We start from the raw sequence: 23,137 nt of genomic DNA on the forward strand, positions 1-23,137 counted from the left end.
ACAGGTATAGACACTGTATGAATCAACAGTATAATAAAAGTCAATTAGTCACCCCTTTGTGGGTTAGAAATAGATTCTAAATCGCTTGTTAGACAACCGATTATGTGGAGATAGAAATGGACGATAATAAACAGAAAGCGTTAGCTGCAGCCCTTGGTCAGATTGAAAAGCAATTTGGTAAAGGTTCGATCATGCGTCTTGGTGATAACCGTACAATGGACGTAGAAACTATTTCTACAGGTTCTCTATCTCTAGATATCGCACTGGGTGCTGGTGGCTTACCTATGGGACGTATCGTTGAAGTTTACGGTCCAGAATCATCAGGTAAAACAACGCTAACTCTTGAGCTTATTTCCGCAGCTCAGAAAGTGGGCAAAACGTGTGCATTCATTGATGCGGAACACGCACTTGATCCTATCTACGCTCAAAAGCTTGGTGTTGATATCGATGCTTTGCTTGTATCTCAACCTGATACCGGTGAACAAGCTCTAGAAATCTGTGATGCACTGGCTCGTTCAGGTGCTATCGATGTTCTTGTTATTGACTCGGTTGCTGCACTAACACCTAAAGCTGAGATCGAAGGCGAAATGGGCGATAGCCACATGGGTCTTCAGGCTCGTATGCTTTCTCAAGCGATGCGTAAACTGACAGGTAACCTTAAGCAGTCTAACTGTATGGCTATCTTCATTAACCAAATTCGTATGAAAATTGGTGTGATGTTCGGTAATCCAGAAACAACAACCGGTGGTAATGCACTTAAGTTCTACGCATCTGTTCGCTTAGATATCCGTCGTACGGGTGCGATCAAAGATGGTGATGAAGTTGTTGGTAACGAGACTCGCATTAAGGTTGTTAAGAACAAGATTGCAGCGCCATTTAAGCAAGCTGAGACTCAAATTCTTTACGGTAAAGGCTTCAACCGCGAAGGCGAGCTTATCGATTTAGGTGTTAAGAATAAGTTGGTAGAAAAAGCGGGCGCTTGGTACAGCTACAAAGGCGACAAGATTGGCCAAGGTAAGTCGAACTCTTGTAAGCACCTACGTGAAAACCCAGAGATCGCTCTGGAACTTGACACTAAGCTACGTGAATTGCTTTTGACTCCTGCCGTTCTTGAAGAAAAAGGCGCAGAGAAAGAAGAAAGCGAAGAGCTATAAGCTAACGGTTTATAGAGCGGGTGTTTGAAAGGAACATCCGCTTTGAAAGAATAGGAAGCCTCGCATATTTTATGCGGGGCTTTTTTTGTCAAAGTATCTGTCCCCATCCTTGCAGCGCCTTGCTAGATCTATTTGGTTGTTTGAGGTAGCTTGCCAATTTTTTGTTTGTTCCTATCTGAGCTAGTGGAATATTCTTCGTTTTATCTAATTCCAACTAAAATCCTACCCAAGGGTGTCTTTTCTACAAGAAAACTAGTCGAAGCCTTAACCATGATCTACAATACGGCAAAATTCTAACTCGACTATTTTCAGGAAGAGCTGCATGTACATGAGCACTGACGAGGTTCGCAACGCGTTCCTTAAGTTCTTTGAGAGCAAAGAACACCAAATCGTAGACAGTTCATCGTTAGTTCCACATAACGATCCAACCCTGCTATTTACTAACGCAGGTATGAACCAATTCAAAGATTGCTTTTTAGGCGCCGAAAAGCGTGCCTACACACGAGCAACTACGGCTCAGCGTTGTGTACGTGCGGGTGGTAAACACAATGACCTTGAAAACGTAGGTTTCACGGCTCGTCACCACACATTCTTCGAAATGCTAGGTAACTTCAGCTTTGGCGATTACTTCAAAGAAGAAGCGATTGGATTTGCTTGGGAATTCCTGACTGAAACACTAGGTCTGCCAAAAGATCGCCTGTTAGTAACGGTTTACGAGACAGATGACGAAGCATTCGAAATCTGGAACAAGAAAGTAGGCATCCCAGCTGACAAGATTGTTCGCATCGGCGACAAAGAAGGCGGCAAGAAGTTTGAGTCTGATAACTTCTGGACAATGGGTGACACAGGTCCTTGTGGTCCATGTACTGAAATCTTCTACGATCACGGTGAGCATATTTGGGGCGGCCGTCCTGGAACACCTGAAGAAGATGGTGACCGTTTCATCGAGATCTGGAACAACGTATTCATGCAGTTCAACCGTCACGCTGACGGCACAATGGAACCGCTACCTAAACCAGCTGTAGATACTGGTATGGGTATTGAGCGTATTTCTGCAATCATGCAGGGCGTTCACTCTAACTACGAAATTGATGTATTCCAAAAGCTAATCAAAGCAACAGCAGAAGTGGTTGGTCATGATGACCTATCTAACCAATCGCTGCGCGTTATTGCTGACCACATCCGTTCTTGTTCATTCCTGATCGCTGATGGCGTTATGCCTTCAAACGAAGGTCGTGGTTACGTTCTACGTCGTATTATTCGTCGTGCAGTTCGTCACGGCAACAAGATCGGCGCTCAAGGCGTGTTCTTCCACAAACTTGTGGGTGTACTGGCTGAAGTGATGGGCTCTGCCGCTGAAGAACTTAAGAAACAACAAGAGCTTGTTGAAAAAGTACTTCGCATTGAAGAAGAGAACTTTGGTCGAACTCTAGAGCGCGGCATGGTTATCTTGAATGATGCGCTAGACGCACTTGAAGGCAAAGAGCTTGATGGTGAAACAGTATTCAAACTTTACGACACATACGGTTTCCCAGCTGACCTTACTAACGATGTAGCTCGTGAACGCGACTTTACTATCGATGAAGAAGGCTTTGAAAAAGCGATGGAAGCACAGCGTAAGCGTGCACGTGAAGCAGGTCAATTCGGTACGGATTACAACGCGACTATCAAAGTAGACACGAACACTGAGTTCTGTGGTTACACCACTACTGAAGGTGCTGGTGAAATCTCTGCGCTATTTGTTGACGGCGAAGAAGTATCTTCACTATCGGCGGGCGACAAAGCAATCATCATCCTTGAAGAGACACCATTCTACGCTGAATCAGGCGGTCAATGTGGTGACGCTGGTACGCTAAGCACTGCGTCGGGTCTATTCAAAGTGCAAGACACTCAGAAGCTAGGTAGCGCATTTGCACACCATGGCGAGCTCGTTGAAGGTGTATTTGCTCAAGGCGATAAAGTAGAAGCGCGCGTTGATGCTGAGCGTCGTTCTGCTATCTCATTAAACCACTCTGCAACTCACTTACTTCACTCTGCATTGCGCGAAGTGCTAGGTGAGCACGTTGCTCAGAAAGGTTCTTTAGTTAAGCCAGACAACCTACGTTTTGACTTCTCTAACCTTGAAGCGGTAACACCAGCACAGATTAAAGAAGTAGAGCGTCTAGTTAACGCACAAGTTCGTCAGAACCATGTGATTGAAACGAACATCATGGACATCGAGTCAGCGAAAGAAAAAGGTGCGATGGCACTGTTTGGCGAGAAGTACGATGATGAAGTTCGCGTTCTGTCTATGGGCGATTTTTCTACTGAGCTTTGTGGTGGTATTCACGCGAGCAACACAGGTGATATTGGTCTATTCAAGATCACTTCTGAAGGTGGTATTGCTGCGGGTATTCGTCGTATTGAAGCGGTAACCGGTGAAGCTGCTTTAGATGCTGTGGATGCACAGAATAACGCTTACGAAGAGAAATTGGCTGAATCGGCTAAGAAAGCGAAATCGCTAGAGAAAGAAATCCAACTACTTAAAGAAAAGATGGCTGCTGCTGAAGGCGCAAACATCATGGGTAAAGTGGAAGATATCTCAGGTACTAAAGTACTGGTTGCTGCAATTGAAGGCGCAGACAACAAGAACCTACGTACTATGGTTGATAACGCTAAAAACCAAGTGGGTAGCGGTATCATCCTTATTGCCAATATAGCGGACGGAAAAGTTGGCTTAATTGCTGGCGTAACGAAAGATCTTATCGGTAAAGTAAAAGCGGGTGACCTCGTTAAGATGGTTGCTGAGCAAGTTGGCGGTAAAGGCGGCGGTCGTCCAGATATGGCTCAAGCGGGCGGTACAGACGTTGAAGCGCTACCTGAAGCTTTAAAATCGGTACGTACTTGGCTAGAAGAGCGTCTTTAAGCTTAAGTAACTGATATAAAGATGCCCAATCCGTTGATTGGGCATCTTTTATTTTGCCTATTGGAAGCTTGTCTTAATAAGGTTTGATTGAGATTAACCAAGAAGTCTAGTGATAACGTTAGACTCCTTGGTTAATTTTTTATTGCTTCGCCATGACGCGGAGCATGTGTTTTTTTGTCATATATAGACATTGGTCTTGGGAAGGTGAGGAAGGGTGAAAATGCCTCTTATCGTGCAGAAATTTGGTGGAACGTCGGTGGGTTCAATAGAACGAATCCATCATGTAGCAGAGAAAATCATTGAAGCGAAAAATGAAGGGAACCAGATCCTGGTTGTCGTTTCTGCTATGTCAGGTGAAACAAATCGGTTAGTTAACTTGGCCTCACAAATTGATAGCGTACCAAACGCTAGAGAATTGGATGTGTTGTTAACGGCTGGAGAGCAAGTTTCTATGGCTTTGTTGGCGATGACGTTGCACAAGTTGGGTTATGAAGCGACATCGATGACTGGCTATCAAGCCAAAATACACACCGATGCGAATCATAATAATGCGACGATTGAGCGTATTGATACCGCTCCTATTAAAGCGCTGTTAGATGACGACCAGATTGTGATTGTTGCAGGCTTTCAAGGCGTTAATGCAAAAGGCGATATCACGACATTAGGCCGAGGTGGTTCAGATACCACTGCGGTTGCGTTGGCTGGAGCACTTCAAGCGAAAGAGTGTCAGATCTATACTGATGTTGATGGTGTTTACTCTTGCGACCCCAGAGTCGTGAAGCATTCGAAAAAATTAGATACCTTGGACTTTCCGTCTATGGAAGAAATGGCTCGTAGAGGCGCAAAGGTATTACACCTGCCGTGTGTTCAGTTTGCGTGGCACCACAATGTACCACTGAGAGTGCTTTCAAGTTTTGAAGAAGGTGAGGGCACGTTGATCGCGGGTCACCAGTGTTTGAATGATATTGCTGGTATCGCCATTCAAAGAGATATGGTGCGTATTGAGTGTTTGAATGAAGATTTACCATCTTTCATATCGCATTGCCAACTGTTAGGGATCGAAGTCTGTAGTGTGATCGAGGAAACAGAACGAGCAGCACTCATTATTAAACAAGACATAAGTGCTAAATTAAAACTAGTTTTTGCAGAAAAAATCCGTAATAGTGAACAGGTTAGTTTGTTAACTGTGGTAGGAAGCCGAACACAAGATATTGTGGTCAGTTCACATGGATTGTTGTCTGAAGGCGAAATTGATGTACAACATCACTTATTGCAGCAGCAGTCTTTAACTTTGGTGATATCACCAACGCAAGTCGATATGGCTGCTAACATATTACACAATGCATACATCGTAGCGCGTGAAACACAGGGTTATCCTAAAAAAGAAGTGCATTTTGGTTAAATAAACTCAATCGATAGTTTACGAAAATATAACTTTTGTTGGATAATGCTCTCGTAGCTAGATAAATTTAGAGATTACTCAAGGAGCAAAGAATGCTAATTTTGACTCGCCGCGTTGGCGAAACACTGATGATTGGTGATGAAGTAACAGTTACTGTACTTGGCGTTAAAGGTAACCAAGTACGTATTGGTGTTAACGCACCTAAAGAAGTATCTGTTCACCGTGAAGAGATCTACATGCGCATTCAAGCTGAAAAAGGTAATGGTAACGTTGCACCTGGCAACTACTAATACTTTTGCGTAGAGAAAGGGCTAGCATTGTTGCTAGCCTTTTTTGATCTTGAGGAACAGAAAAGAACGTTTGGATATACATTGGTTGTATAACTGCTTTGTTTTGAACTGGCGAAGCGCCGGTTTCATTAATCGGTGAAATGCAAACATGCTGAGTACGATCGTTTATCTGTTTTTGTTTGCCAAAGTTCAAGATTTGTTAGCTTACCCTATGGCGCAATTACGCATCCCGTAGTATTGTGCAAACAGCGGTAGCACTTGCTGCTGGATAAATTAGATAATTGTTTTCGGTTGTTTATTATGGCTAATCTTTCACCTTAATTTTTAAGGGAAAAAGCGTTAAATTGATCTTATAAGTTCAATTTGCAAGCGCTTTGATTAAATAGCAAACGGTTGGATGTTTTTGTCCTATTTTTTTCAATAAAGTGTTTGACATATTTTCGGTAAAACGTAATATGTGCCTCCGCAAGACGGTGAGGTGGCCGAGAGGCCGAAGGCGCTCCCCTGCTAAGGGAGTATGTGGTTTATAGCCGCATCGAGGGTTCGAATCCCTCCCTCACCGCCATTTCTTGCACGTTTGAATTTGCACGCAAACACAGAAGTAACAATGTGCGCCCTTAGCTCAGCTGGATAGAGTACCTGGCTACGAACCAGGCGGTCGGAGGTTCGAATCCTCCAGGGCGCACCATTCTTAATATTACTTTGTTAAGAAGTGATAGATTAGAATAATGAATTAGGTGAGGTGGCCGAGTGGCCGAAGGCGCTCCCCTGCTAAGGGAGTATGTGGTTTGTAGCCGCATCGAGGGTTCGAATCCCTCCCTCACCGCCATTCATTACAGGCCTATGGCCTTTTTTTTGTTTCGTAGAAACAGAATGTGATATATTTCACAACTTCTTCTTTTGAAGACACCGTGCGCCCTTAGCTCAGCTGGATAGAGTACCTGGCTACGAACCAGGCGGTCGGAGGTTCGAATCCTCCAGGGCGCACCACTATTTAGGGTTTTCACTAACCCTGATGTTGATGATTTAGTTTGGCTCAATTACCTTACTTCATAATTAATATCGAAACCGTTGCGCCCTTAGCTCAGCTGGATAGAGTACCTGGCTACGAACCAGGCGGTCGGAGGTTCGAATCCTCCAGGGCGCACCACTTTTAGGGTTTTCACTAACCCTGATATTGAACGTTTAGTTTGGCTTTATTGTCTTAACGGCTTTATTGCTTTAATTAACAGCTTAATATCGAAACCGTTGCGCCCTTAGCTCAGCTGGATAGAGTACCTGGCTACGAACCAGGCGGTCGGAGGTTCGAATCCTCCAGGGCGCACCACTTTTAGGGTTTTCACTAACCCTGATATTGAACGTTTAGTTTGGCTTTATTGTCTTAACGGCTTTATTGCTTTAATTAACAGCTTAATATCGAAACCGTTGCGCCCTTAGCTCAGCTGGATAGAGTACCTGGCTACGAACCAGGCGGTCGGAGGTTCGAATCCTCCAGGGCGCACCACTATTTAGGGTTTTCATTAATCCTGATGTTGAACGTTTAGTTTTGCTTTATTGCCTTAACTGAAAGCTTAATATCGAAACCGTTGCGCCCTTAGCTCAGCTGGATAGAGTACCTGGCTACGAACCAGGCGGTCGGAGGTTCGAATCCTCCAGGGCGCACCACTATTTAGGGTTTTCATTAATCCTGATGTTGAACGTTTAGTTTTGCTTTATTGCCTTAACTGAAAGCTTAATATCGAAACCGTTGCGCCCTTAGCTCAGCTGGATAGAGTACCTGGCTACGAACCAGGCGGTCGGAGGTTCGAATCCTCCAGGGCGCACCACTATTTAGGGTTTTCACTAACCCTGATGTTGATGGTTTAGTTTGGCTTAACTGCCTTACTTTATAATTAATATCGAAACCGTTGCGCCCTTAGCTCAGCTGGATAGAGTACCTGGCTACGAACCAGGCGGTCGGAGGTTCGAATCCTCCAGGGCGCACCACCTTATTAAAAAAAGCCTCGTTTATACGAGGCTTTTTTTATGTCTGCTGTAAATTTGTTGCGATAATGTTAAATTTTGTCGTTGTTTAACTTGTTGTATTTAAAGTGATTCTTGATTGCTTCTTTGTTATTCCACCTTTCTCATATCATTTCCAAGAAAAGCTCCGTTTAAGTCACAGTTTAAATATCTAAAAATGACGTATTTGACAGATTTATGTGATCTGATAGGCGAATAATTAACCTTATGTGTGCGTTATCCGTAACAGAACCTTAAACAAAATTGACAAACTTTTACCAATCGAGATAATCCATGGGTCGGGATCACTATTCGCTGAAATCCTGCACTTATGTCAGGATGACGAAGAAAGGAAGCAACATGACTAATATTGGAAGCCTGCTAGGAGATGCAGCAACTCTAATGATAACGGGAATGTCCGTTGTCTTTATTTTCCTAACTATTCTAGTTTACCTCGTTCGGTTGATGTCAAAACTGGTACCAGAAGAAGTACCTGAACCGATCGCAGCACCTAAAAAAATTCAAAAATCACAATCAAACCCTTCTGCTGTTAGTCCACAAGTTGTGGCAGCAATTTCGGCCGCGGTTCATCAATACCGTGCGTCTACTGCTAAGTAGCATTTAAAGGATTAAAAAGGAGTTTATGAGCATGTCTAAACCACTAGCTATCACAGATGTGGTACTTCGTGACGCGCACCAGTCACTATTTGCTACTCGTATGCGTATCGAAGATATGCTGCCTATTGCGGCAGAACTGGATAAAGTCGGTTACTGGTCATTAGAGACTTGGGGCGGCGCGACGTTTGATTCGTGTATCCGTTTTCTTGGAGAAGATCCTTGGGAGCGTTTGCGTGAACTGAAAAAAGCGATGCCAAATACACCAATGCAGATGCTACTGCGTGGTCAAAACCTGTTAGGTTACCGTCACTACGCGGATGATGTAGTAGAAAAGTTTGTTGAACGTGCCCACAAGAATGGCATGGACGTCTTCCGTATTTTTGATGCGATGAATGACGTACGTAACTTTGAAACAGCAGTGAAAGCAACGATTGACGTTGGTGGCCACGCTCAAGGTACGTTGTCTTACACAACCAGTCCGGTACACAACTCAGATACGTGGGTTGATTTGGCTAAGCGCCTAGAGGATTTAGGTTGTCATTCTCTATGTATCAAAGATATGTCTGGTTTATTAAAGCCCTATGAAGCGGAAGAGTTGATTACACGTATCAAAGCATCGTGTGACGTGCCTCTAGCGCTACATAGCCACGCAACAACGGGTCTATCGACAGCGACTGCGGTTAAAGCAGTTGAAGCCGGGATCGATATTTTAGACACCGCAATTTCTTCAATGAGCTGTACTTACGGGCACACGCCAACCGAAACGGTTGTAGCGATGTTAGAAGGTACAGAGCGTGACACTAATCTTAAGCTTGATCAGATCGAACCGATCGCCGCTTACTTCCGTAATGTACGTAAAAAGTATGCGAAGTGGGAAGGCCAACTTAAAGGTGTGGATTCACGTATCTTGATTGCTCAAGTTCCTGGTGGCATGTTGACGAACATGGAAGGCCAGCTCAAAGAGCAAGGCGCAGCGGATCGTATGGACGAAGTTCTGGAAGAGATCCCTCGCGTACGTAAAGAGCTCGGTTACATCCCTTTGGTAACGCCAACTTCTCAGATTGTCGGTACTCAAGCGGTTATCAACGTTTTAACTGGTGAGCGCTATAAGAGCATCACTAAAGAGACGGCGGGTCTACTGAAAGGCGAATACGGTCAAGCTCCTGCTGAGGTTGATGCTGAACTACAAGCAAAAGTTCTAAATGGTGCAGAGCCAATTACTTGTCGTCCTGCTGATTTACTTAAATCAGAGATGGATACGTTAACGACAGATCTTTTAGAGAAAGCTAAATCAGATGGCATTTCTTTAGCTGAAGACACCGTTGATGACATACTGACTTACGCGCTGTTCCCACAGGTCGGTCTTAAGTTCCTTAAGAATCGCCGTAACCCTGAAGCATTTGAGCCTGCACCAACGTTAGAAACAGCGGCTCCAGTTGCAGCAGCTCCGGTACAAGCTTCTGGTAGCATTGAAAGCTACAGCGTGAAGGTTGACGGGCAAGTTTATGATGTCGAAGTTGGTCCTCAAGGTGAACTCACATCTGTAGCACCATCGGCAAAGCCTGCTCAAGCAACTCAAGCTGCACCTGTGGCTGCGTCTGACGCAGAAGCTGTTCCAGCACCGTTGGCAGGTAATATCTTCAAAGTAATAGTTCAAGCAGGCTCTGAAGTTGCTGAAGGCGATGTGCTACTTATCTTGGAAGCGATGAAGATGGAAACGGAAGTTCGTGCTGCTCGCAGTGGCATCGTGCAAGAACTGAATGTTAAAGAAGGCGATGCAGTTACTGTAGGCGCTCCACTACTAAGCTTAGCGTAAGGGAGTACCATGGAAGGATTGATGACCTTATGGTCTGAAACTGGGATTGCGAACTTTGAGTTCGGCCAGATCTGTATGATGTTGGTTGGTTGCTTATTGTTATTTTTGGCAATTCGCAAAGGATTTGAACCATTGCTGCTATTACCGATTGGTTTCGGTGCTGTGTTGGCGAATATTCCAAATGCAGGATTTACCGATCCAGGTGGATTGCTTTACTACGTGTATTACATAGGTATTGAGACAGGTGTTTTCCCGCTACTGATCTTTATGGGTGTTGGTGCAATGACGGACTTTGGTGCGTTGATTGCTAACCCTAAAACATTATGGTTAGGGGCTGCGGCTCAATTTGGTATTTTCGCAACGCTGTTTGGTGCGATATTGTTGAATTATGTTCCAGGAATGGAATTCTCAATGGCAGATGCTTCGTCAATTGCGATTATTGGTGGTGCCGATGGCCCAACCGCGATCTTCTTGGCGAGTAAGTTATCTCCTGATTTATTAGGTGCAATTGCAGTAGCGGCATATAGCTACATGGCTTTGGTTCCTATTATTCAGCCGCCAATCATGAAAGCGCTGACGACTCCGGAAGAACGCAAAATTAAGATGGCTCAACTTCGTCATGTTAGCAAAGCGGAGAAGATTCTTTTCCCGCTGGCTGTACTATTGATGACGATTTTGTTCCTACCTTCAGCGACACCTCTAGTAGGTATGTTCTGTCTGGGTAACTTAATGCGTGAAGCTGGTGTGGTTGATCGACTGTCGAAAACAGCGCAAAACGAGCTGATTAATATTGTGACTATCTTCTTAGGCCTCGGTGTTGGTTCTAAGTTGCAGGCTGAACAATTCTTGAACTTAGAAACCCTAGGTATCTTAGGTTTAGGTGCGGTAGCGTTCAGTATTGGTACTGCGGGTGGTGTATTGATGGCGAAAGTACTGAATCGCTTCTCGGAAGAAGACATTAACCCACTTATTGGCGCTGCTGGTGTATCAGCGGTTCCGATGGCGGCTCGTGTTGTGAACAAGGTTGGTTTAGAGGCAAACCCTCAGAACTTCTTGTTGATGCATGCGATGGGCCCGAACGTGGCTGGTGTACTTGGTAGTGCCGTTGCGGCGGGTATCCTTTTAGCCTTAGTGGGTTAACAGGATAACGAGTTAATGGCCAAATGGACTTATTGTTTATTTTAGGTTTTAGCTCGTTACTCGTTACGTTAATTAGTCGTTACGTTAATTGGTCGTCAATTTACGAATGAGCGGTTAACTTCGCCTTATTAAATGGTTTATAGTCAAAGGGATGCTTTCGCATCCCTTTCTTTTTATCAATTAGGGTGTTTGCTCACTAGGGCTTTTATCAATCAAGGAAATGTGGAAATGGAAAATAAACAGATAGCGATTACTCAATTCGGCGGCGTCGAAAACCTAAGTATTCAAACCAGTGCTATTCCTGAGCCTAAAGCCGGGGAGGTCGTGGTTAAAGTTTCTTTTTCAGGCATTAATCCGATTGATGTCAAAACCCGTGCTGGCCTTGGTTGGGCTGCAGCACAGAACAAAGATAACCTGCCTTGGGTACCTGGTTATGACATTTCAGGGCAAATTGTCACCCTAGGCGAACAGGCAGAGTGTTTTACTGTTGGTGATAACGTTGCCGGCTTTATTGGCTTTCCATTGCAAGGCGGCGGTTACAGCCAATATGTGTGTGTCCCAGAAACGGCATTAAGCATGGTTCCTGATTCGGTCACTCTAGAAGCGGCAGCTGCATTACCACTAGCCAGCCAAACGGCAGCGCAAGCGCTCAACAAAGCTGAAGTGAAAGAGGGCGATCGCGTACTCATCTTGGCGGGCGCAGGCGGCGTTGGTCATCTAGCGGTTCAAATTGCCGTGGCAGCGAAAGCCGAGGTTTACACTACTTGTAGCGAAGCCAATCTTGATTACTTAGCAACGTTAGGCGCTCATGCGATTAACTATAGGTTTGCTCCAGCATCAGAAAGAGTATCCGATGTTGATGTACTGATTGATTTGGTCGGTGGCGATACGGCACTTGATGCATTGAAGTGCCTGAAAGATGGCGCGAGAGTCGTGACAGTCCCAACCTTGTCTGCAGAACTGATCTGTGAAAAAGCCACACTACTGGGTTTTACTGCATCAGGTATGCTGGTTGCGCCAAACCCAGAGCAAATGGACACCATGCTTTACATGGTCAGCGTCGGATTGCTCAAAACAGAAATTCAAGGTATCTACCCGCTAGATGAAGCGCAGTCAGCTCATCTACAGGTTGAAACCGGGCACACCAGAGGCAAGGTACTGCTTAAGATGCAAGAAGGTTGATATGCAGTGCTAGAGTTTTTTAATTCTCTTTTCGAAAATATAGCGCTGTGGTTCTCTGACTCGGCGCTGTGGGTACTCTTCATCAGTGGCTTCTTGAGTGCCACATTGTTGCCCGGGGGATCAGAAGCGAGCCTTGTGGCTGCCTTGAGCTTAGATCAGTTCTCAACATCATCGATCATTCTTCTGGCGACACTCGGTAATACTTTGGGGGGCCTTACCAACTATTGGATTGGTTTGTGGTTGCCTAATCGAACTCAATCTGAAAAGCATGGTCATAAGGCTATGGCTTGGCTGAGCCGTTATGGTTACTGGACATTGTTATTCAGTTGGTTACCCATCATTGGTGATCCTTTATGTCTGGCTGCGGGTTGGCTGAGAATGAAATTTATCCCTAGCGTTATTTTGATAGCGATTGGCAAAGCCGCTCGCTACAGCTTACTTGCTGCTATCTACTTCGGTTTTTTCTAAGGAGAACCTATGAAAAAGGTTTTACTTGGTACATTTTCTCTTATCGCCATTGCTGGCTGTTCTTACAATGTACCTAGCTCAACACCCTTCTTTTCCTCGTTACCGGAAGGCGTCACTCTGTTAGAAGAGGTTAAGCCTTCTAAAGATAAAGTCGTGATTCCTTATGCGAAATATCAGCTTGAAAACGGCTTGACCGTTATTCTTTCTCCTGATGATTCTGATCCACTTGTTCATGTAGATGTGACCTATCACGTCGGTTCTGCTCGTGAACAGATTGGCAAATCAGGCTTTGCTCACTTCTTTGAACACATGATGTTCCAAGGTTCTGAGAATGTCGGAGACCAGCAACACTTTAAGATCATTACTGAAGCGGGTGGTTCGTTAAATGGCACCACTAACCGCGACCGTACTAACTACTTTGAAACCGTTCCTTCTAACCAACTCGAGAAAATGTTGTGGCTAGAATCAGACCGAATGGGCTTTCTATTGGACGCTGTATCTCAGAAGAAGTTTGAGGTTCAAAGAGGCACGGTTAAAAACGAACGAGCTCAAAGTTATGAAAACCGCCCTTACGGCTTGATGTGGGAACGCATGGGTGAAGCACTGTATCCAGAAGGTCATCCGTACTCATGGCAGCCAATTGGTTATATTGAAGATCTTGATCGTGTTGACGTTAATGATCTTAAGGCGTTCTTCTTGCGTTGGTATGGCCCAAATAATGCGGTATTAACTATCGGTGGTGATATCGATGTTGATGACACGCTAGAGTGGATTAACAAGTACTTTGGCCCTATCCCTAAAGGCCCGGAAGTTGATGCTGCTGAGAAACAGCCAGCGGTACTGACTGAAGATAAGTACATCACCTTAGAAGATAATATTCGTCAACCAATGGTGCTAGTTGGTTGGCCAACAACGTATCGCGGTGAAGAGACACAAGCTTCATTAAATGCGCTGTCCAATGTTCTAGGCTCAGGTACCAACAGTTACTTGTATCAATACTTAGTCAAAACTCAAAAAGCGGTGAGTGCAGGATCTTTCCATGATTGTGCTGAACTGGCTTGTACCATGTATGTTTATGCGATGGGTAACTCGGGTGAAAAAGGCGATTTAACGGTTCTGAACAAAGAGCTAATGGATACCTTAGAGCAATTCTCGAAAGAGGGTGTTGAGCAAGAACGTTTAGATCAGATTACCGGTATGGCGGAAGCAAATGCGGTGTTTGCACTGCAAAGCGTAAAGGGTAAGGTTTCCCAACTTGCGTCTAACCAAACCTTCTATGGTCAACCGGATCGCATTGAATCACAACTGGATCAAATTAGAGCAGTAACACCTGAAAGTGTGAGCAAGGCCTATCAAGATTTTATTGAAGGCAAGAATAAGGTTATTTTGAGTGTTGTTCCTAAAAAACAGTTAGATTTAGCGGTACGTGAAGCTACTTTCAGCACGCCTGCTCGCACGCTTCCTGAGTACAGTAAGGTGACGGAAGACCAACTGAATTTCAGAAAAGCACCGAACACCTTTGATCGAAGCGTGATGCCAGAGGTGAGCTTTGGTGTTGAAGCGACTATGCCTGAGTTGTATCGCATGCATTATGCAAATGGCATCGACTTGATTGGTACTGTGACCAACGAAACGCCGACAGTGCAGTTACAGATTCAACTTCCTGCAGGTGAGCGTTATGTTCGTCAAGGTCAAGAAGGCTTAGCAAACTTAACCGCAGCGATGATGGAAGAAGGCTCCACTCAACGAACGGTGGAAGAGTTGCAGGCTACCTTAGATAAGCTTGGCAGTAGCGTTAGCATTAGCGCGGGTAGCTATACCACGGATATTTCTATCTCAACGTTAGAGAAAAATCTGCCTCAAACCTTAGCGATAGTGCAAGAGGTTCTGTTTAAGCCTAAGTTTGATAGTCAAGATTTCGAACGTGTTAAGAAACAAATGCTAGAAGGCATTGTTTACCAACATCAACAACCAAGCTGGATGGCCTCTCAAGCAACTCGCGAAGTGTTGTTCGGTAACAGCATCTTTGGTCGAGCGAGTGATGGTACTAAGACCTCCCTGGAGTCATTGACCCTAGACGATGTAAAACTGTTTTACAGTCAGCACTATACTCCTGAGGGGGCTAATATTGTTACTGTAGGGGACATCTCGAAGAAAGAGGTTAGCAAACAGCTCCAGTTCTTTGAGCAATGGCAAGGCGACGCAGCACCATTAACGCGCCCTCAGATCATCAAAGAGCTTTCTGAGCAACGCTTGTATCTAGTGGACAAGCCAGGTGCGCCACAAAGTATTGTTCGTTTAGTTCGTAAAGGTTTACCTTTTGATGCCACTGGTGAATTGTATTTGAGCCAACTTGCTAACTTTAACTTAGCGGGCAACTTCAATAGTCGTATTAACCAAAACCTACGTGAAGACAAGGCGTACACTTACGGTGCAAGCGGTTACTTTGCGAGTACTCGAGAAACCGGTGCCGTGGTATTTAGCGCCCAAGTAAGGGCAAATGCGACGGTTCCATCGATTCAAGAGTTTATTAATGAACTGAATGAGTTTAGTCAGAGTGGATTAACTGACGAAGAGGTGAAATTTATGCGCCTTGCGGTCGGTCAACAAGATGCGCTTAAATACGAAACGCCAAGTCAAAAGGCTGGTTTGTTGAGTAACATTGTCGCATTGAGCCTTGATGAAGATTACTTACAACAACGTAATCAGATAGTTGAAACCGTCTCGAAAGAGACGTTAAACGAGCTATCGAAGAAATGGTTTGACCCGAATGATTATCAAATAATCGTTGTTGGCGATGCGACTTCGCTTCGTCCTCAATTAGAAAAGTTAGATATTCCAATAGAAGAGCTTGAAATCATTCGTTAGAGTACACATTAAAGGGGGAGGGAAGAGACTCTACTTTTCTCCTCCAACCTAATTTATGATAGTTCTAATCAGAACGATATAAGATAAGTGAACTGAATTTTGACTGATTTTGCTGCGCGACTAAAGCAAGTTGCAACCAACCCTAAGACCTTCTCTCAATTTGGTCGTGGTGTTGAAAGGGAAACGTTACGCTACACGGAAGATGGGCACCTTGCTACTGGGCCGCACCCTAAGGCTTTGGGATCGGCGTTAATGAACGGATGGGTAACGACCGATTTCTCTGAGTCGTTACTGGAATTTATCACACCGGTTTCTAACGATGTCCCGACTCTTTTGAATCAGTTGTCTGATATCCATCATTTCACTCAAACCAAGTTAGATGGCGAAAAAATGTGGCCGCTTTCTATGCCTTGCTACGTAGGCAGTGAAGATTACATTCAGCTAGCGCAATACGGTTCGTCTAACAACGGTAAGATGAAGACGCTATATCGTGAAGGCCTAAAGCGCCGTTACGGTAGCCTGATGCAAATTATTTCTGGTGTTCACTTCAACTTCTCTTTCCCAGAAAGTTTTTGGGATAGCCTGTTTGGAGAGCAAACAGAAGAAGCGCGTTGTGAAGCTAAGTCCGATGCTTATTTTGGTTTGATTCGTAACTATTACCGTTTTGGTTGGCTAATCCCATACTTCTTCGGTGCATCACCGGCGTTGTGCCCTTCTTTCATTAAAGGAAGAGAAACAAATCTACCTTTTGAAAAGATTGGTGAAACTTTATACCTACCAAAAGCAACAGCACTCCGTCTGAGCGATCTTGGCTACACCAACAGCGCTCAAAGTGTATTGAAAATTGGCTTTAACAGTCTCGAACAGTACCTTGAAGGCTTGAACGAGGCGATTCGCACGCCGTCAGAAGAGTTTGCTGAGATTGGTACTAAGGTTGATGGCGAATACCGTCAGCTTAATACTAACGTTCTTCAAATCGAGAACGAACTTTACGCGCCAATCCGCCCTAAGCGTGTAGCTAAAAACGGTGAGAAACCGTCTGAAGCATTAGCTCGCAGTGGTGTCGAGTACATTGAAGTTCGTTCTTTAGATGTAAACCCATTCAGTTCAGTTGGTATCAATGAACAGCAAGTTCGTTTCCTTGATCTCTTCCTAACGTGGAGTGTGTTAACTGACTCTGCTGAGATGGATAATTGTGAGCTGGAATGCTGGCGTGATAACTGGAACAAGGTAATCTTAGAAGGTCGCCAGGTTGGTTTAGAGCTAAAAATTGGTTGTGACGGCGAGAGATTATCATTACAAAATTGGGCTAAACGCGTATTTAAAGACCTTCGCTCTATTGCTGAAATGATGGATGATGAGCAAGGTGGCCGAGCTTACCAAGAGACTTGCGATACGCTTGAAACTTGGATCGACAACCCAGAGCTGACTATTTCAGGCCAGTTGCTTGAAGAGACCAAAAAATTAGGTGGTTTGGGTAAAGTAGGCTGTGCGTTAGGAACAACTTACGCTCAACAGCATAAAGCGCACCAATATAAAGTTTATTCAGCTGAGTTGATGGAAGCAGAAGTCCAACGTTCTATGATCGCTCAGCAACAAAGTGAAGAAGCCAGCACTCAAGATTTTGATGGTTTCTTAGCGGATTATTTTTCGTATCTAAAAGCATAGCGAGACTTTGGTGGAAAGGAAGCAAGCCTTATTAGGTCAACCTACTCATACGAGTGGTAAGTGGTTACCTGTAGTGACTGTTGGTGTTGTCTCTAGCCTTTTGGTTGGATGTGCAACGCCACCGCCTAAACAGCAAGATAATCTGTGTAGCATCTTCAGAGAACACCCGTCGTGGTATGACGATGCATTAGATATGCAAGAAAAGTGGGGCACTCCGATCAACGTAGCGATGGCTTTTGTTAAGCAAGAGAGTAGCTTTCGTCATGATGCCCGCCCACCTAAAGATTACATTCTGGGCTTTATTCCGTGGGGACGTGTCAGTAGTGCCTACGGCTATGCACAAGCTCAAGACCCTGCTTGGGAAGATTTCCAAAAGGCGACGAATAACGGTGGTTCAAGAACCAACTTTGATGATGCATTGATGTTTATCGGTTGGTACACCAGTGAGACGCGTCGTCAGCTTGGGGTCTCTTTATGGGACCCATATAACCAATACTTGGCTTATCACGAAGGTCGTGGTGGCTATAAGCGCAAATCATACAACAGCAAACCATCTTTGATTAAGGTGGCACGCAAAGTCGAACAACAAGCAAAAGATTATGGCTGGCAACTTAAACAGTGCCGCAAAGAACTAGAAGACAATCGAAGTTGGTTTTTTTAAAGCCAACCGTCATGGAGAATAGCAATGCCTTTATTAGATAGTTTCACTGTTGATCACACACGCATGAACGCACCAGCCGTTCGTGTTGCTAAAACAATGCAAACCCCTAAAGGGGATACCATCACTGTGTTTGACCTGCGTTTTACTGCGCCAAACAAAGATATCCTATCTGAGAAAGGTATTCATACTCTAGAGCACCTATACGCAGGATTTATGCGTAATCAACTGAACGGTTCCGATGTAGAGATCATCGATATTTCACCGATGGGCTGTCGTACTGGTTTCTACATGAGCTTGATTGGTACGCCTTCAGAGCAACAAGTGGCAGACGGTTGGTTGGCTGCAATGCAAGATGTGCTGAAAGTTGAGAATCAAAATAAGATCCCTGAACTGAACGAATACCAATGTGGTACTGCGGCAATGCACTCTTTGGATGAAGCGAAAGATATCGCCAACGCGATCATCGCTGCAGGTATCTCTGTAAACAAAAATGATGAACTGGCACTGCCAGAGTCGATGCTTCAAGAGCTTAAAATCGACTAGCCATTGTTAGTTCACCTTGAATACGCTTCACTCAGATACATATCACTCTAGAGACAAAGCGCTTTAGATACTAAAAGGCCCGGTTCAATGAACCGGGCCTTTTCTTTCGTCGTTAAGTGAGTCGGTGGTATGACTCATTTAGTCAATAATCACTTAACCATTCGCGATTAACCGTTAGCAACCTGCGGAAATACGCGTACCAATTTGATACGGTTTTCTTCTAGCTCAACGATTTCCATCGGATGGCTGGCTACTTGAACACTAAGGTGACTCTCGGGGATTTCCTCAAGGTACTCTAATATCAAGCCGTTAAGTGTTCTTGGGCCATCGGTAGGCAGTGCCCACTGCAGGCCTTTGTTAATATCTCGGATGTTGGCGCTGCCTTCAATTAAGAAGCTGCCATCGCTTTGAGGTGTGATCTCTTCAGATAAACTTGGTGTGATTGAGGTCGTAAATTCACCGACAATTTCTTCCAAAATATCTTCGAGTGTAACCAAGCCATTGATATCGCCGTACTCATCGACAATTAAACCGATTCGTTGTTTATTGCGCTGGAATTTAAGTAGTTGAATGTTGAGTGGTGTCGCTTCAGGGATAAAGTAGATCTCATCTGCCGCACGTAAAAGTGTCTCTTTATTGAACTCATTTTTTTCAAGCATCAAACGGTAAGCTTCTCGTAGCCTAAGCATACCAACCACTTCATCTATTTGGTCTCGGTATAATACGATACGGCCATGAGGTGAGTGGGTGAGCTGGCGGACGATAGATTTCCAGTCATCATTGATGTCGATGCCGGTGATTTCATTACGTGGGACCATGATGTCATTCACGGTGACATGTTCTAAATCTAGAATAGAGACCAACATATCTTGGTGACGCTGCGGTATCAGGCTTCCTGCTTCATTTACTACCGTTCTAAGTTCTTCTGAGCTTAAGTGATCAGTCGCATTATGGCTGGCTTTGACACCTAATATCCGAATGAAACCGTTGGTAATAAAGTTAACCAAAATCACTAATGGCGACAATACCTTCATCAGTATTATTAATAAAATACTGCTGGCGTAGGAGACGCGTTCTGGAAATAGAGAGGCGATGGTTTTTGGCGTTACTTCGGCAAACACGAGGATCACGAGAGTTAGGACACCGGTAGCGATAGCTACACCGATATCCCCGTAAATGCGCATACCAAGAATGGTCGCGATCGCAGATGCAAGAATGTTGACAAGATTGTTGCCGATTAGAATGAGGCCAATCAATCTGTCTGGGCGGTTCAGAAGTTTTTCTACGCGTTTGGCACCTTTATGACCCGTTTGGGCCAAGTGCTTTAAACGGTAGCGGTTCAGGGACATCATGCCCGTTTCTGAACCCGAGAAATAACCAGAAATTACAATGAGACACGCGAGTAGCGCAAATAAGATACCCGTTGATATGTCGTCCAAAACTATTCTTTTCCTATTTGTGTATCTTGATTAATTTATGACCGAACATGGTCGAGATGTCAATTGAATGTATCGCACTCAATATTTTAAAGGCAAGGTATGTGAGACCTTGCCTTTATTTTACCGATTAGCTCAGGATGATTTCCTGAACGAAGCGACTACCGAAGTAGGCTAATGTGAGCATGCTGGCGCCAGCAAGGGCAAACCAAGTGACTTTTTGTCCACGCCAACCTTTTTGATAGTGACCCCATAGAAGGATGGAGTAGATAACCCAAGCAATAAAAGATAGCACAGCTTTGTGTGCCTTCCCTTGAGCAAACATATCTTGCACGAAGATAAGGCCAGTCAACAAGGTGCCGGTTAATAAGCCATTACCAATAAGAATGGTCTTGAAAAGCTGTCTTTCCACCATCATTAATGGAGGTAGGTTAGGGTTGATTACTAACGCTTTCTTCTTTTTAAGTTTGTGATCTAGCCACGCAAGTTGCAGCGCGTATAGTGCGCCGATAGTCAACGTCGCGTATGAGAACAACGCCAAAGAGATGTGCACTAGCAGTTTTGGATCGTTTTCTAGGTGCTTGATGAAGGTGCTTGAAAGAAATGTGGCAGCCATTAAATTCAGGGCAGCGAAGCTGTAAACGACGGGTAAAATGAACCATAGTCGGGTTTTGAGCATAGCACCGCTCATCACCAGAGATATGATTAAACTGATTAATGAAGCAACGTTCAAAATACTGAGGTTTTGACCACTGGCATTAAAGATTAAATCGCCTAGCAACCAAGCATGGAAAGCTAAAGCAAGTAATGCGCTGATAAACACCGTTTTTACACGGATTCCTGTTTGGTGCACGAGACCTGGAATGATCGTGGAAATCGCCATTGAATAAAGAAAGGCTGCTGCGATCGCAATAAGACTGTCCATGGTATCCATTTAAATGATTACTAATTGACGAATTATACCTCGCATCGCTCTTTGGGGCTATGGTGAACCTCACTCAATTCCAAGTGAACAATGTCTCACATCACAAGCGCGGATGATTAACGCTCTACAACGGGTATGACTCTAATCCACGCTAATGTATACTCACAGTAATAGTCGCAGGATTGAGCGAAGAGAAAACTATGTTTGATAATTTAACGGATCGTCTATCCAAAACGCTGAAGAATATCAGCGGTAAAGGTCGCCTGACCGAAGACAATATTAAAGAGACGCTGCGTGAAGTACGTATGGCGCTGCTTGAAGCCGACGTTGCACTGCCAGTTGTCCGCGATTTTGTTAAGCGCGTAAAAGAAGGCGCTGTGGGTGTTGAGGTGTCTAAATCTCTAACACCTGGCCAAGAATTCATTAAGATCGTTCAAGCTGAACTTGAAGCGGTGATGGGTGAGTCTAACGAGGCTCTTGACCTAGCAGCACAGCCGCCAGCAGTCATCTTAATGGCCGGTCTACAAGGTGCGGGTAAAACCACATCGGTAGGTAAGCTATCTAAGCTCCTGACTGAGCGTGACAAGAAAAAAGTTTTGGTTGTGTCTGCCGATGTTTATCGTCCAGCCGCGATTAAACAGCTTGAAATGTTAGCTAGTGATGTTGGCGTTGATTTCTTCCCATCTTCAGCTGACCAAAAGCCTCTTGATATTGCCAACGCTGCAATCGACCACGCGAAGAAGAAATTCTACGACGTGCTAATTGTCGATACTGCCGGTCGTTTGGCTATCGATGAAGAGATGATGGGCGAGATCAAAGAGCTTCATACTGCTATTAAACCAGTAGAGACTCTGTTCGTTGTTGATGCAATGACTGGTCAAGATGCCGCGAATACGGCTAAAGCCTTTGGTGATACGCTACCACTAACCGGTGTTATCTTGACGAAAGTTGATGGTGATGCGCGAGGTGGTGCTGCACTATCTGTTCGTCATATCACAGGCAAGCCGATTAAATTCTTAGGTGTGGGTGAAAAGACTGACGCACTAGAACCATTCCACCCAGATCGTGTTGCTTCTCGTATTCTAGGTATGGGCGACGTACTGTCTCTTATTGAAGACCTACAGAAAAACGTTGATACCGAAAAAGCAGAGAAGCTGGCTAAGAAGTTTAAAGAGAAGAAAGGTTTTGACCTTGAAGACTTCCGTGAACAGCTTGGTCAGATGCAAAACATGGGTGGCATGATGGGCATGATGGATAAGCTTCCAGGCATGTCTCAGCTACCAGACAACGTTAAAGATAAAGTTGATGACAAGATGTTCAAGCAAATGGAAGCGATCATCAACTCTATGACAATGAAAGAGCGTCAGCGCCCAGACCTAATTAAAGGCTCACGCAAAAAGCGTATTGCTGCAGGTTCTGGTACGCAGGTACAAGATGTAAACCGTATGCTTAAGCAGTTCACCCAAATGCAGAAGATGATGAAGAAAATGCAGAAAGGTGGAATGAAAGGCATGATGCGCAACATGCAAGGCATGATGGGCGGCGGTGGAGGTATGGGCGGAATGGGTGGTGGTTTTAACCCGTTTGGTCGATAATCTACAAATGTAAGCTTTAGCTACGTTACTTTTCATAGTGTTAGCCGTGTCACAGAAAGTGTACGGTTGCTATGTTGGTGAAAAAATAGCTAAAGCCCTTGCATTGCACCGGAATAAGAGTAAAATTCCGGGGCTTTAATTTGGCACGAGACCCCAAGCTATTTACTATACTTGGGGTTAATTATTTTATTAAGAAAGCAAAGAGGACGACATGGTAACCATTCGTTTGGCACGTCACGGTGCAAAGAAGCGCCCATTTTATCAAATCGTAGTTGCGGATAGCCGTAACTCTGTAACTGGCCGTTTCATCGAGAAAGTAGGTTTCTTTAACCCTACAGCTCAAGGTCAAGAAGAAGGTCTACGTCTAGACCTAGATCGTGTTAACCACTGGGTTGGTCAAGGCGCATCTCTATCTGATCGTGTAGCTAAGCTAGTTAAAGACGCTCAAAAAGCGGCTTAATTCTT

17 protein-coding genes and 10 tRNA genes are annotated in these 23,137 nt (G+C 44.6%); 25 read left to right on the forward strand and 2 right to left on the reverse strand.

All coding sequences use genetic code 11. The annotated features are described in order from the left end of the window. Positions 1 to 116: 116 nt before the first annotated feature. The 23 genes from recA (at position 117) to luxS (ending at position 18,716) form a co-directional block, all read left to right on the forward strand. A complete protein-coding gene (recA, locus tag OCV36_RS02600) occupies positions 117 to 1,154 on the forward strand; it encodes a recombinase RecA (RefSeq protein WP_029225094.1) in 1,038 nt (345 codons plus the stop codon). A gap of 322 nt (positions 1,155 to 1,476) precedes the next feature. Beyond that, a complete protein-coding gene (gene alaS / locus OCV36_RS02605) occupies positions 1,477 to 4,059 on the forward strand; it encodes an alanine--tRNA ligase (RefSeq protein WP_135457187.1) in 2,583 nt (860 codons plus the stop codon). 220 nt (positions 4,060 to 4,279) lie between these two features. Next, complete coding sequence (locus OCV36_RS02610) at positions 4,280 to 5,461, forward strand: aspartate kinase (protein ID WP_135457272.1); 1,182 nt, start codon at positions 4,280 to 4,282, stop codon at positions 5,459 to 5,461. 92 nt (positions 5,462 to 5,553) lie between these two features. Then, on the forward strand, positions 5,554 to 5,751 hold the full coding sequence (gene csrA / locus OCV36_RS02615) for a carbon storage regulator CsrA (RefSeq protein WP_009847619.1): 198 nt from the start codon (positions 5,554 to 5,556) through the stop codon (positions 5,749 to 5,751). A 472-nt stretch (positions 5,752 to 6,223) separates the two neighbouring features. After that, a tRNA-Ser gene (locus OCV36_RS02620) sits at positions 6,224 to 6,316 on the forward strand. Positions 6,317 to 6,362: 46 nt separating this feature from the next. Beyond that, positions 6,363 to 6,439 (forward strand) — tRNA-Arg (locus OCV36_RS02625). A 48-nt stretch (positions 6,440 to 6,487) separates the two neighbouring features. After that, positions 6,488 to 6,580, forward strand: a tRNA-Ser gene (locus tag OCV36_RS02630). An 84-nt stretch (positions 6,581 to 6,664) separates the two neighbouring features. After that, positions 6,665 to 6,741 (forward strand) — tRNA-Arg (locus tag OCV36_RS02635). An 83-nt stretch (positions 6,742 to 6,824) separates the two neighbouring features. Next, positions 6,825 to 6,901 (forward strand) — tRNA-Arg (locus OCV36_RS02640). 100 nt (positions 6,902 to 7,001) lie between these two features. Then, positions 7,002 to 7,078, forward strand: a tRNA-Arg gene (locus tag OCV36_RS02645). Between the two features lie 100 nt (positions 7,079 to 7,178). Then, positions 7,179 to 7,255: transfer RNA gene (locus OCV36_RS02650), tRNA-Arg, on the forward strand. Positions 7,256 to 7,339: 84 nt separating this feature from the next. Next, positions 7,340 to 7,416: transfer RNA gene (locus OCV36_RS02655), tRNA-Arg, on the forward strand. An 84-nt stretch (positions 7,417 to 7,500) separates the two neighbouring features. Beyond that, positions 7,501 to 7,577, forward strand: a tRNA-Arg gene (locus OCV36_RS02660). An 83-nt stretch (positions 7,578 to 7,660) separates the two neighbouring features. Then, positions 7,661 to 7,737 (forward strand) — tRNA-Arg (locus OCV36_RS02665). A gap of 375 nt (positions 7,738 to 8,112) precedes the next feature. Then, entirely contained in the window at positions 8,113 to 8,370 is a 258-nt protein-coding gene (locus OCV36_RS02670; protein ID WP_004741884.1) for an oxaloacetate decarboxylase subunit gamma, read from the forward strand. A gap of 31 nt (positions 8,371 to 8,401) precedes the next feature. Further along, a complete protein-coding gene (oadA, locus tag OCV36_RS02675) occupies positions 8,402 to 10,186 on the forward strand; it encodes a sodium-extruding oxaloacetate decarboxylase subunit alpha (protein WP_029224701.1) in 1,785 nt (594 codons plus the stop codon). 9 nt (positions 10,187 to 10,195) lie between these two features. Continuing rightward, positions 10,196 to 11,326 carry a sodium ion-translocating decarboxylase subunit beta gene (locus OCV36_RS02680; RefSeq protein WP_017072559.1) on the forward strand — a complete coding sequence of 377 codons (1,131 nt, stop codon included), beginning with the start codon at positions 10,196 to 10,198 and terminating at the stop codon, positions 11,324 to 11,326. A gap of 228 nt (positions 11,327 to 11,554) precedes the next feature. Continuing rightward, on the forward strand, positions 11,555 to 12,508 hold the full coding sequence (locus tag OCV36_RS02685; RefSeq protein WP_135457184.1) for an NADP-dependent oxidoreductase: 954 nt from the start codon (positions 11,555 to 11,557) through the stop codon (positions 12,506 to 12,508). A 6-nt stretch (positions 12,509 to 12,514) separates the two neighbouring features. Beyond that, positions 12,515 to 12,976, forward strand: coding sequence for a YqaA family protein (locus OCV36_RS02690; protein ID WP_004735497.1), 462 nt, complete (start codon positions 12,515 to 12,517; stop codon positions 12,974 to 12,976). Between the two features lie 9 nt (positions 12,977 to 12,985). Beyond that, positions 12,986 to 15,844, forward strand: coding sequence for a M16 family metallopeptidase (locus OCV36_RS02695; RefSeq protein ID WP_135457182.1), 2,859 nt, complete (start codon positions 12,986 to 12,988; stop codon positions 15,842 to 15,844). Between the two features lie 99 nt (positions 15,845 to 15,943). Then, the gene (gene gshA, locus OCV36_RS02700; RefSeq protein WP_135457180.1) at positions 15,944 to 17,512 is read left to right on the forward strand and encodes a glutamate--cysteine ligase; all 1,569 of its coding nucleotides are present in this window, start codon (positions 15,944 to 15,946) and stop codon (positions 17,510 to 17,512) included. A gap of 10 nt (positions 17,513 to 17,522) precedes the next feature. Then, positions 17,523 to 18,173 (forward strand): transglycosylase SLT domain-containing protein, encoded by a 651-nt coding sequence (locus tag OCV36_RS02705; RefSeq protein WP_029224698.1) that lies wholly within the window; start codon positions 17,523 to 17,525, stop codon positions 18,171 to 18,173. Positions 18,174 to 18,197: 24 nt separating this feature from the next. Then, complete coding sequence (luxS, locus tag OCV36_RS02710) at positions 18,198 to 18,716, forward strand: S-ribosylhomocysteine lyase (protein WP_017079953.1); 519 nt, start codon at positions 18,198 to 18,200, stop codon at positions 18,714 to 18,716. 167 nt (positions 18,717 to 18,883) lie between these two features. On the opposite strand, the gene OCV36_RS02715 is transcribed toward luxS, so the two are convergent. Continuing rightward, the gene (locus OCV36_RS02715) at positions 18,884 to 20,155 is read right to left on the reverse strand and encodes an HlyC/CorC family transporter (protein ID WP_017072553.1); all 1,272 of its coding nucleotides are present in this window, start codon (positions 20,153 to 20,155) and stop codon (positions 18,884 to 18,886) included. A gap of 127 nt (positions 20,156 to 20,282) precedes the next feature. Continuing rightward, positions 20,283 to 21,077, reverse strand: a complete 795-nt coding sequence (locus tag OCV36_RS02720) for a cytochrome C assembly family protein (RefSeq protein ID WP_135457179.1) — start codon at positions 21,075 to 21,077, stop codon at positions 20,283 to 20,285. Positions 21,078 to 21,277: 200 nt separating this feature from the next. On the opposite strand from OCV36_RS02720, the gene ffh reads away from it, so the two are divergent. Both ffh and rpsP read left to right on the forward strand, forming a co-directional pair. Beyond that, complete coding sequence (gene ffh, locus OCV36_RS02725; protein ID WP_029224697.1) at positions 21,278 to 22,672, forward strand: signal recognition particle protein; 1,395 nt, start codon at positions 21,278 to 21,280, stop codon at positions 22,670 to 22,672. A 211-nt stretch (positions 22,673 to 22,883) separates the two neighbouring features. Further along, on the forward strand, positions 22,884 to 23,132 hold the full coding sequence (gene rpsP / locus OCV36_RS02730) for a 30S ribosomal protein S16 (protein ID WP_004735508.1): 249 nt from the start codon (positions 22,884 to 22,886) through the stop codon (positions 23,130 to 23,132). The last annotated feature ends 5 nt before the right edge of the window (positions 23,133 to 23,137 follow it).

The sequence above is a fragment of the Vibrio echinoideorum genome (genome assembly GCF_024347455.1).
Lineage (GTDB): Bacteria > Pseudomonadota > Gammaproteobacteria > Enterobacterales > Vibrionaceae > Vibrio > Vibrio echinoideorum.

Excerpts from the sequence above, each read along its gene's own strand:
- recA (WP_029225094.1), top strand. The coding sequence starts at position 117 with ATGGACGATAATAAACAGAAAGCGTTAGCTGCAGCCCTTGGTCAGATT.
- OCV36_RS02695 (WP_135457182.1), top strand. The coding sequence starts at position 12,986 with ATGAAAAAGGTTTTACTTGGTACATTTTCTCTTATCGCCATTGCTGGC.
- rpsP (WP_004735508.1), top strand. The coding sequence starts at position 22,884 with ATGGTAACCATTCGTTTGGCACGTCACGGTGCAAAGAAGCGCCCATTT.
- oadA (WP_029224701.1), top strand. The coding sequence starts at position 8,402 with ATGTCTAAACCACTAGCTATCACAGATGTGGTACTTCGTGACGCGCAC.
- OCV36_RS02720 (WP_135457179.1), bottom strand. The coding sequence starts at position 21,077 with ATGGACAGTCTTATTGCGATCGCAGCAGCCTTTCTTTATTCAATGGCG.
- OCV36_RS02670 (WP_004741884.1), top strand. The coding sequence starts at position 8,113 with ATGACTAATATTGGAAGCCTGCTAGGAGATGCAGCAACTCTAATGATA.
- alaS (WP_135457187.1), top strand. The coding sequence starts at position 1,477 with ATGTACATGAGCACTGACGAGGTTCGCAACGCGTTCCTTAAGTTCTTT.
- OCV36_RS02685 (WP_135457184.1), top strand. The coding sequence starts at position 11,555 with ATGGAAAATAAACAGATAGCGATTACTCAATTCGGCGGCGTCGAAAAC.
- OCV36_RS02680 (WP_017072559.1), top strand. The coding sequence starts at position 10,196 with ATGGAAGGATTGATGACCTTATGGTCTGAAACTGGGATTGCGAACTTT.
- ffh (WP_029224697.1), top strand. The coding sequence starts at position 21,278 with ATGTTTGATAATTTAACGGATCGTCTATCCAAAACGCTGAAGAATATC.
- csrA (WP_009847619.1), top strand. The coding sequence starts at position 5,554 with ATGCTAATTTTGACTCGCCGCGTTGGCGAAACACTGATGATTGGTGAT.
- OCV36_RS02610 (WP_135457272.1), top strand. The coding sequence starts at position 4,280 with ATGCCTCTTATCGTGCAGAAATTTGGTGGAACGTCGGTGGGTTCAATA.
- luxS (WP_017079953.1), top strand. The coding sequence starts at position 18,198 with ATGCCTTTATTAGATAGTTTCACTGTTGATCACACACGCATGAACGCA.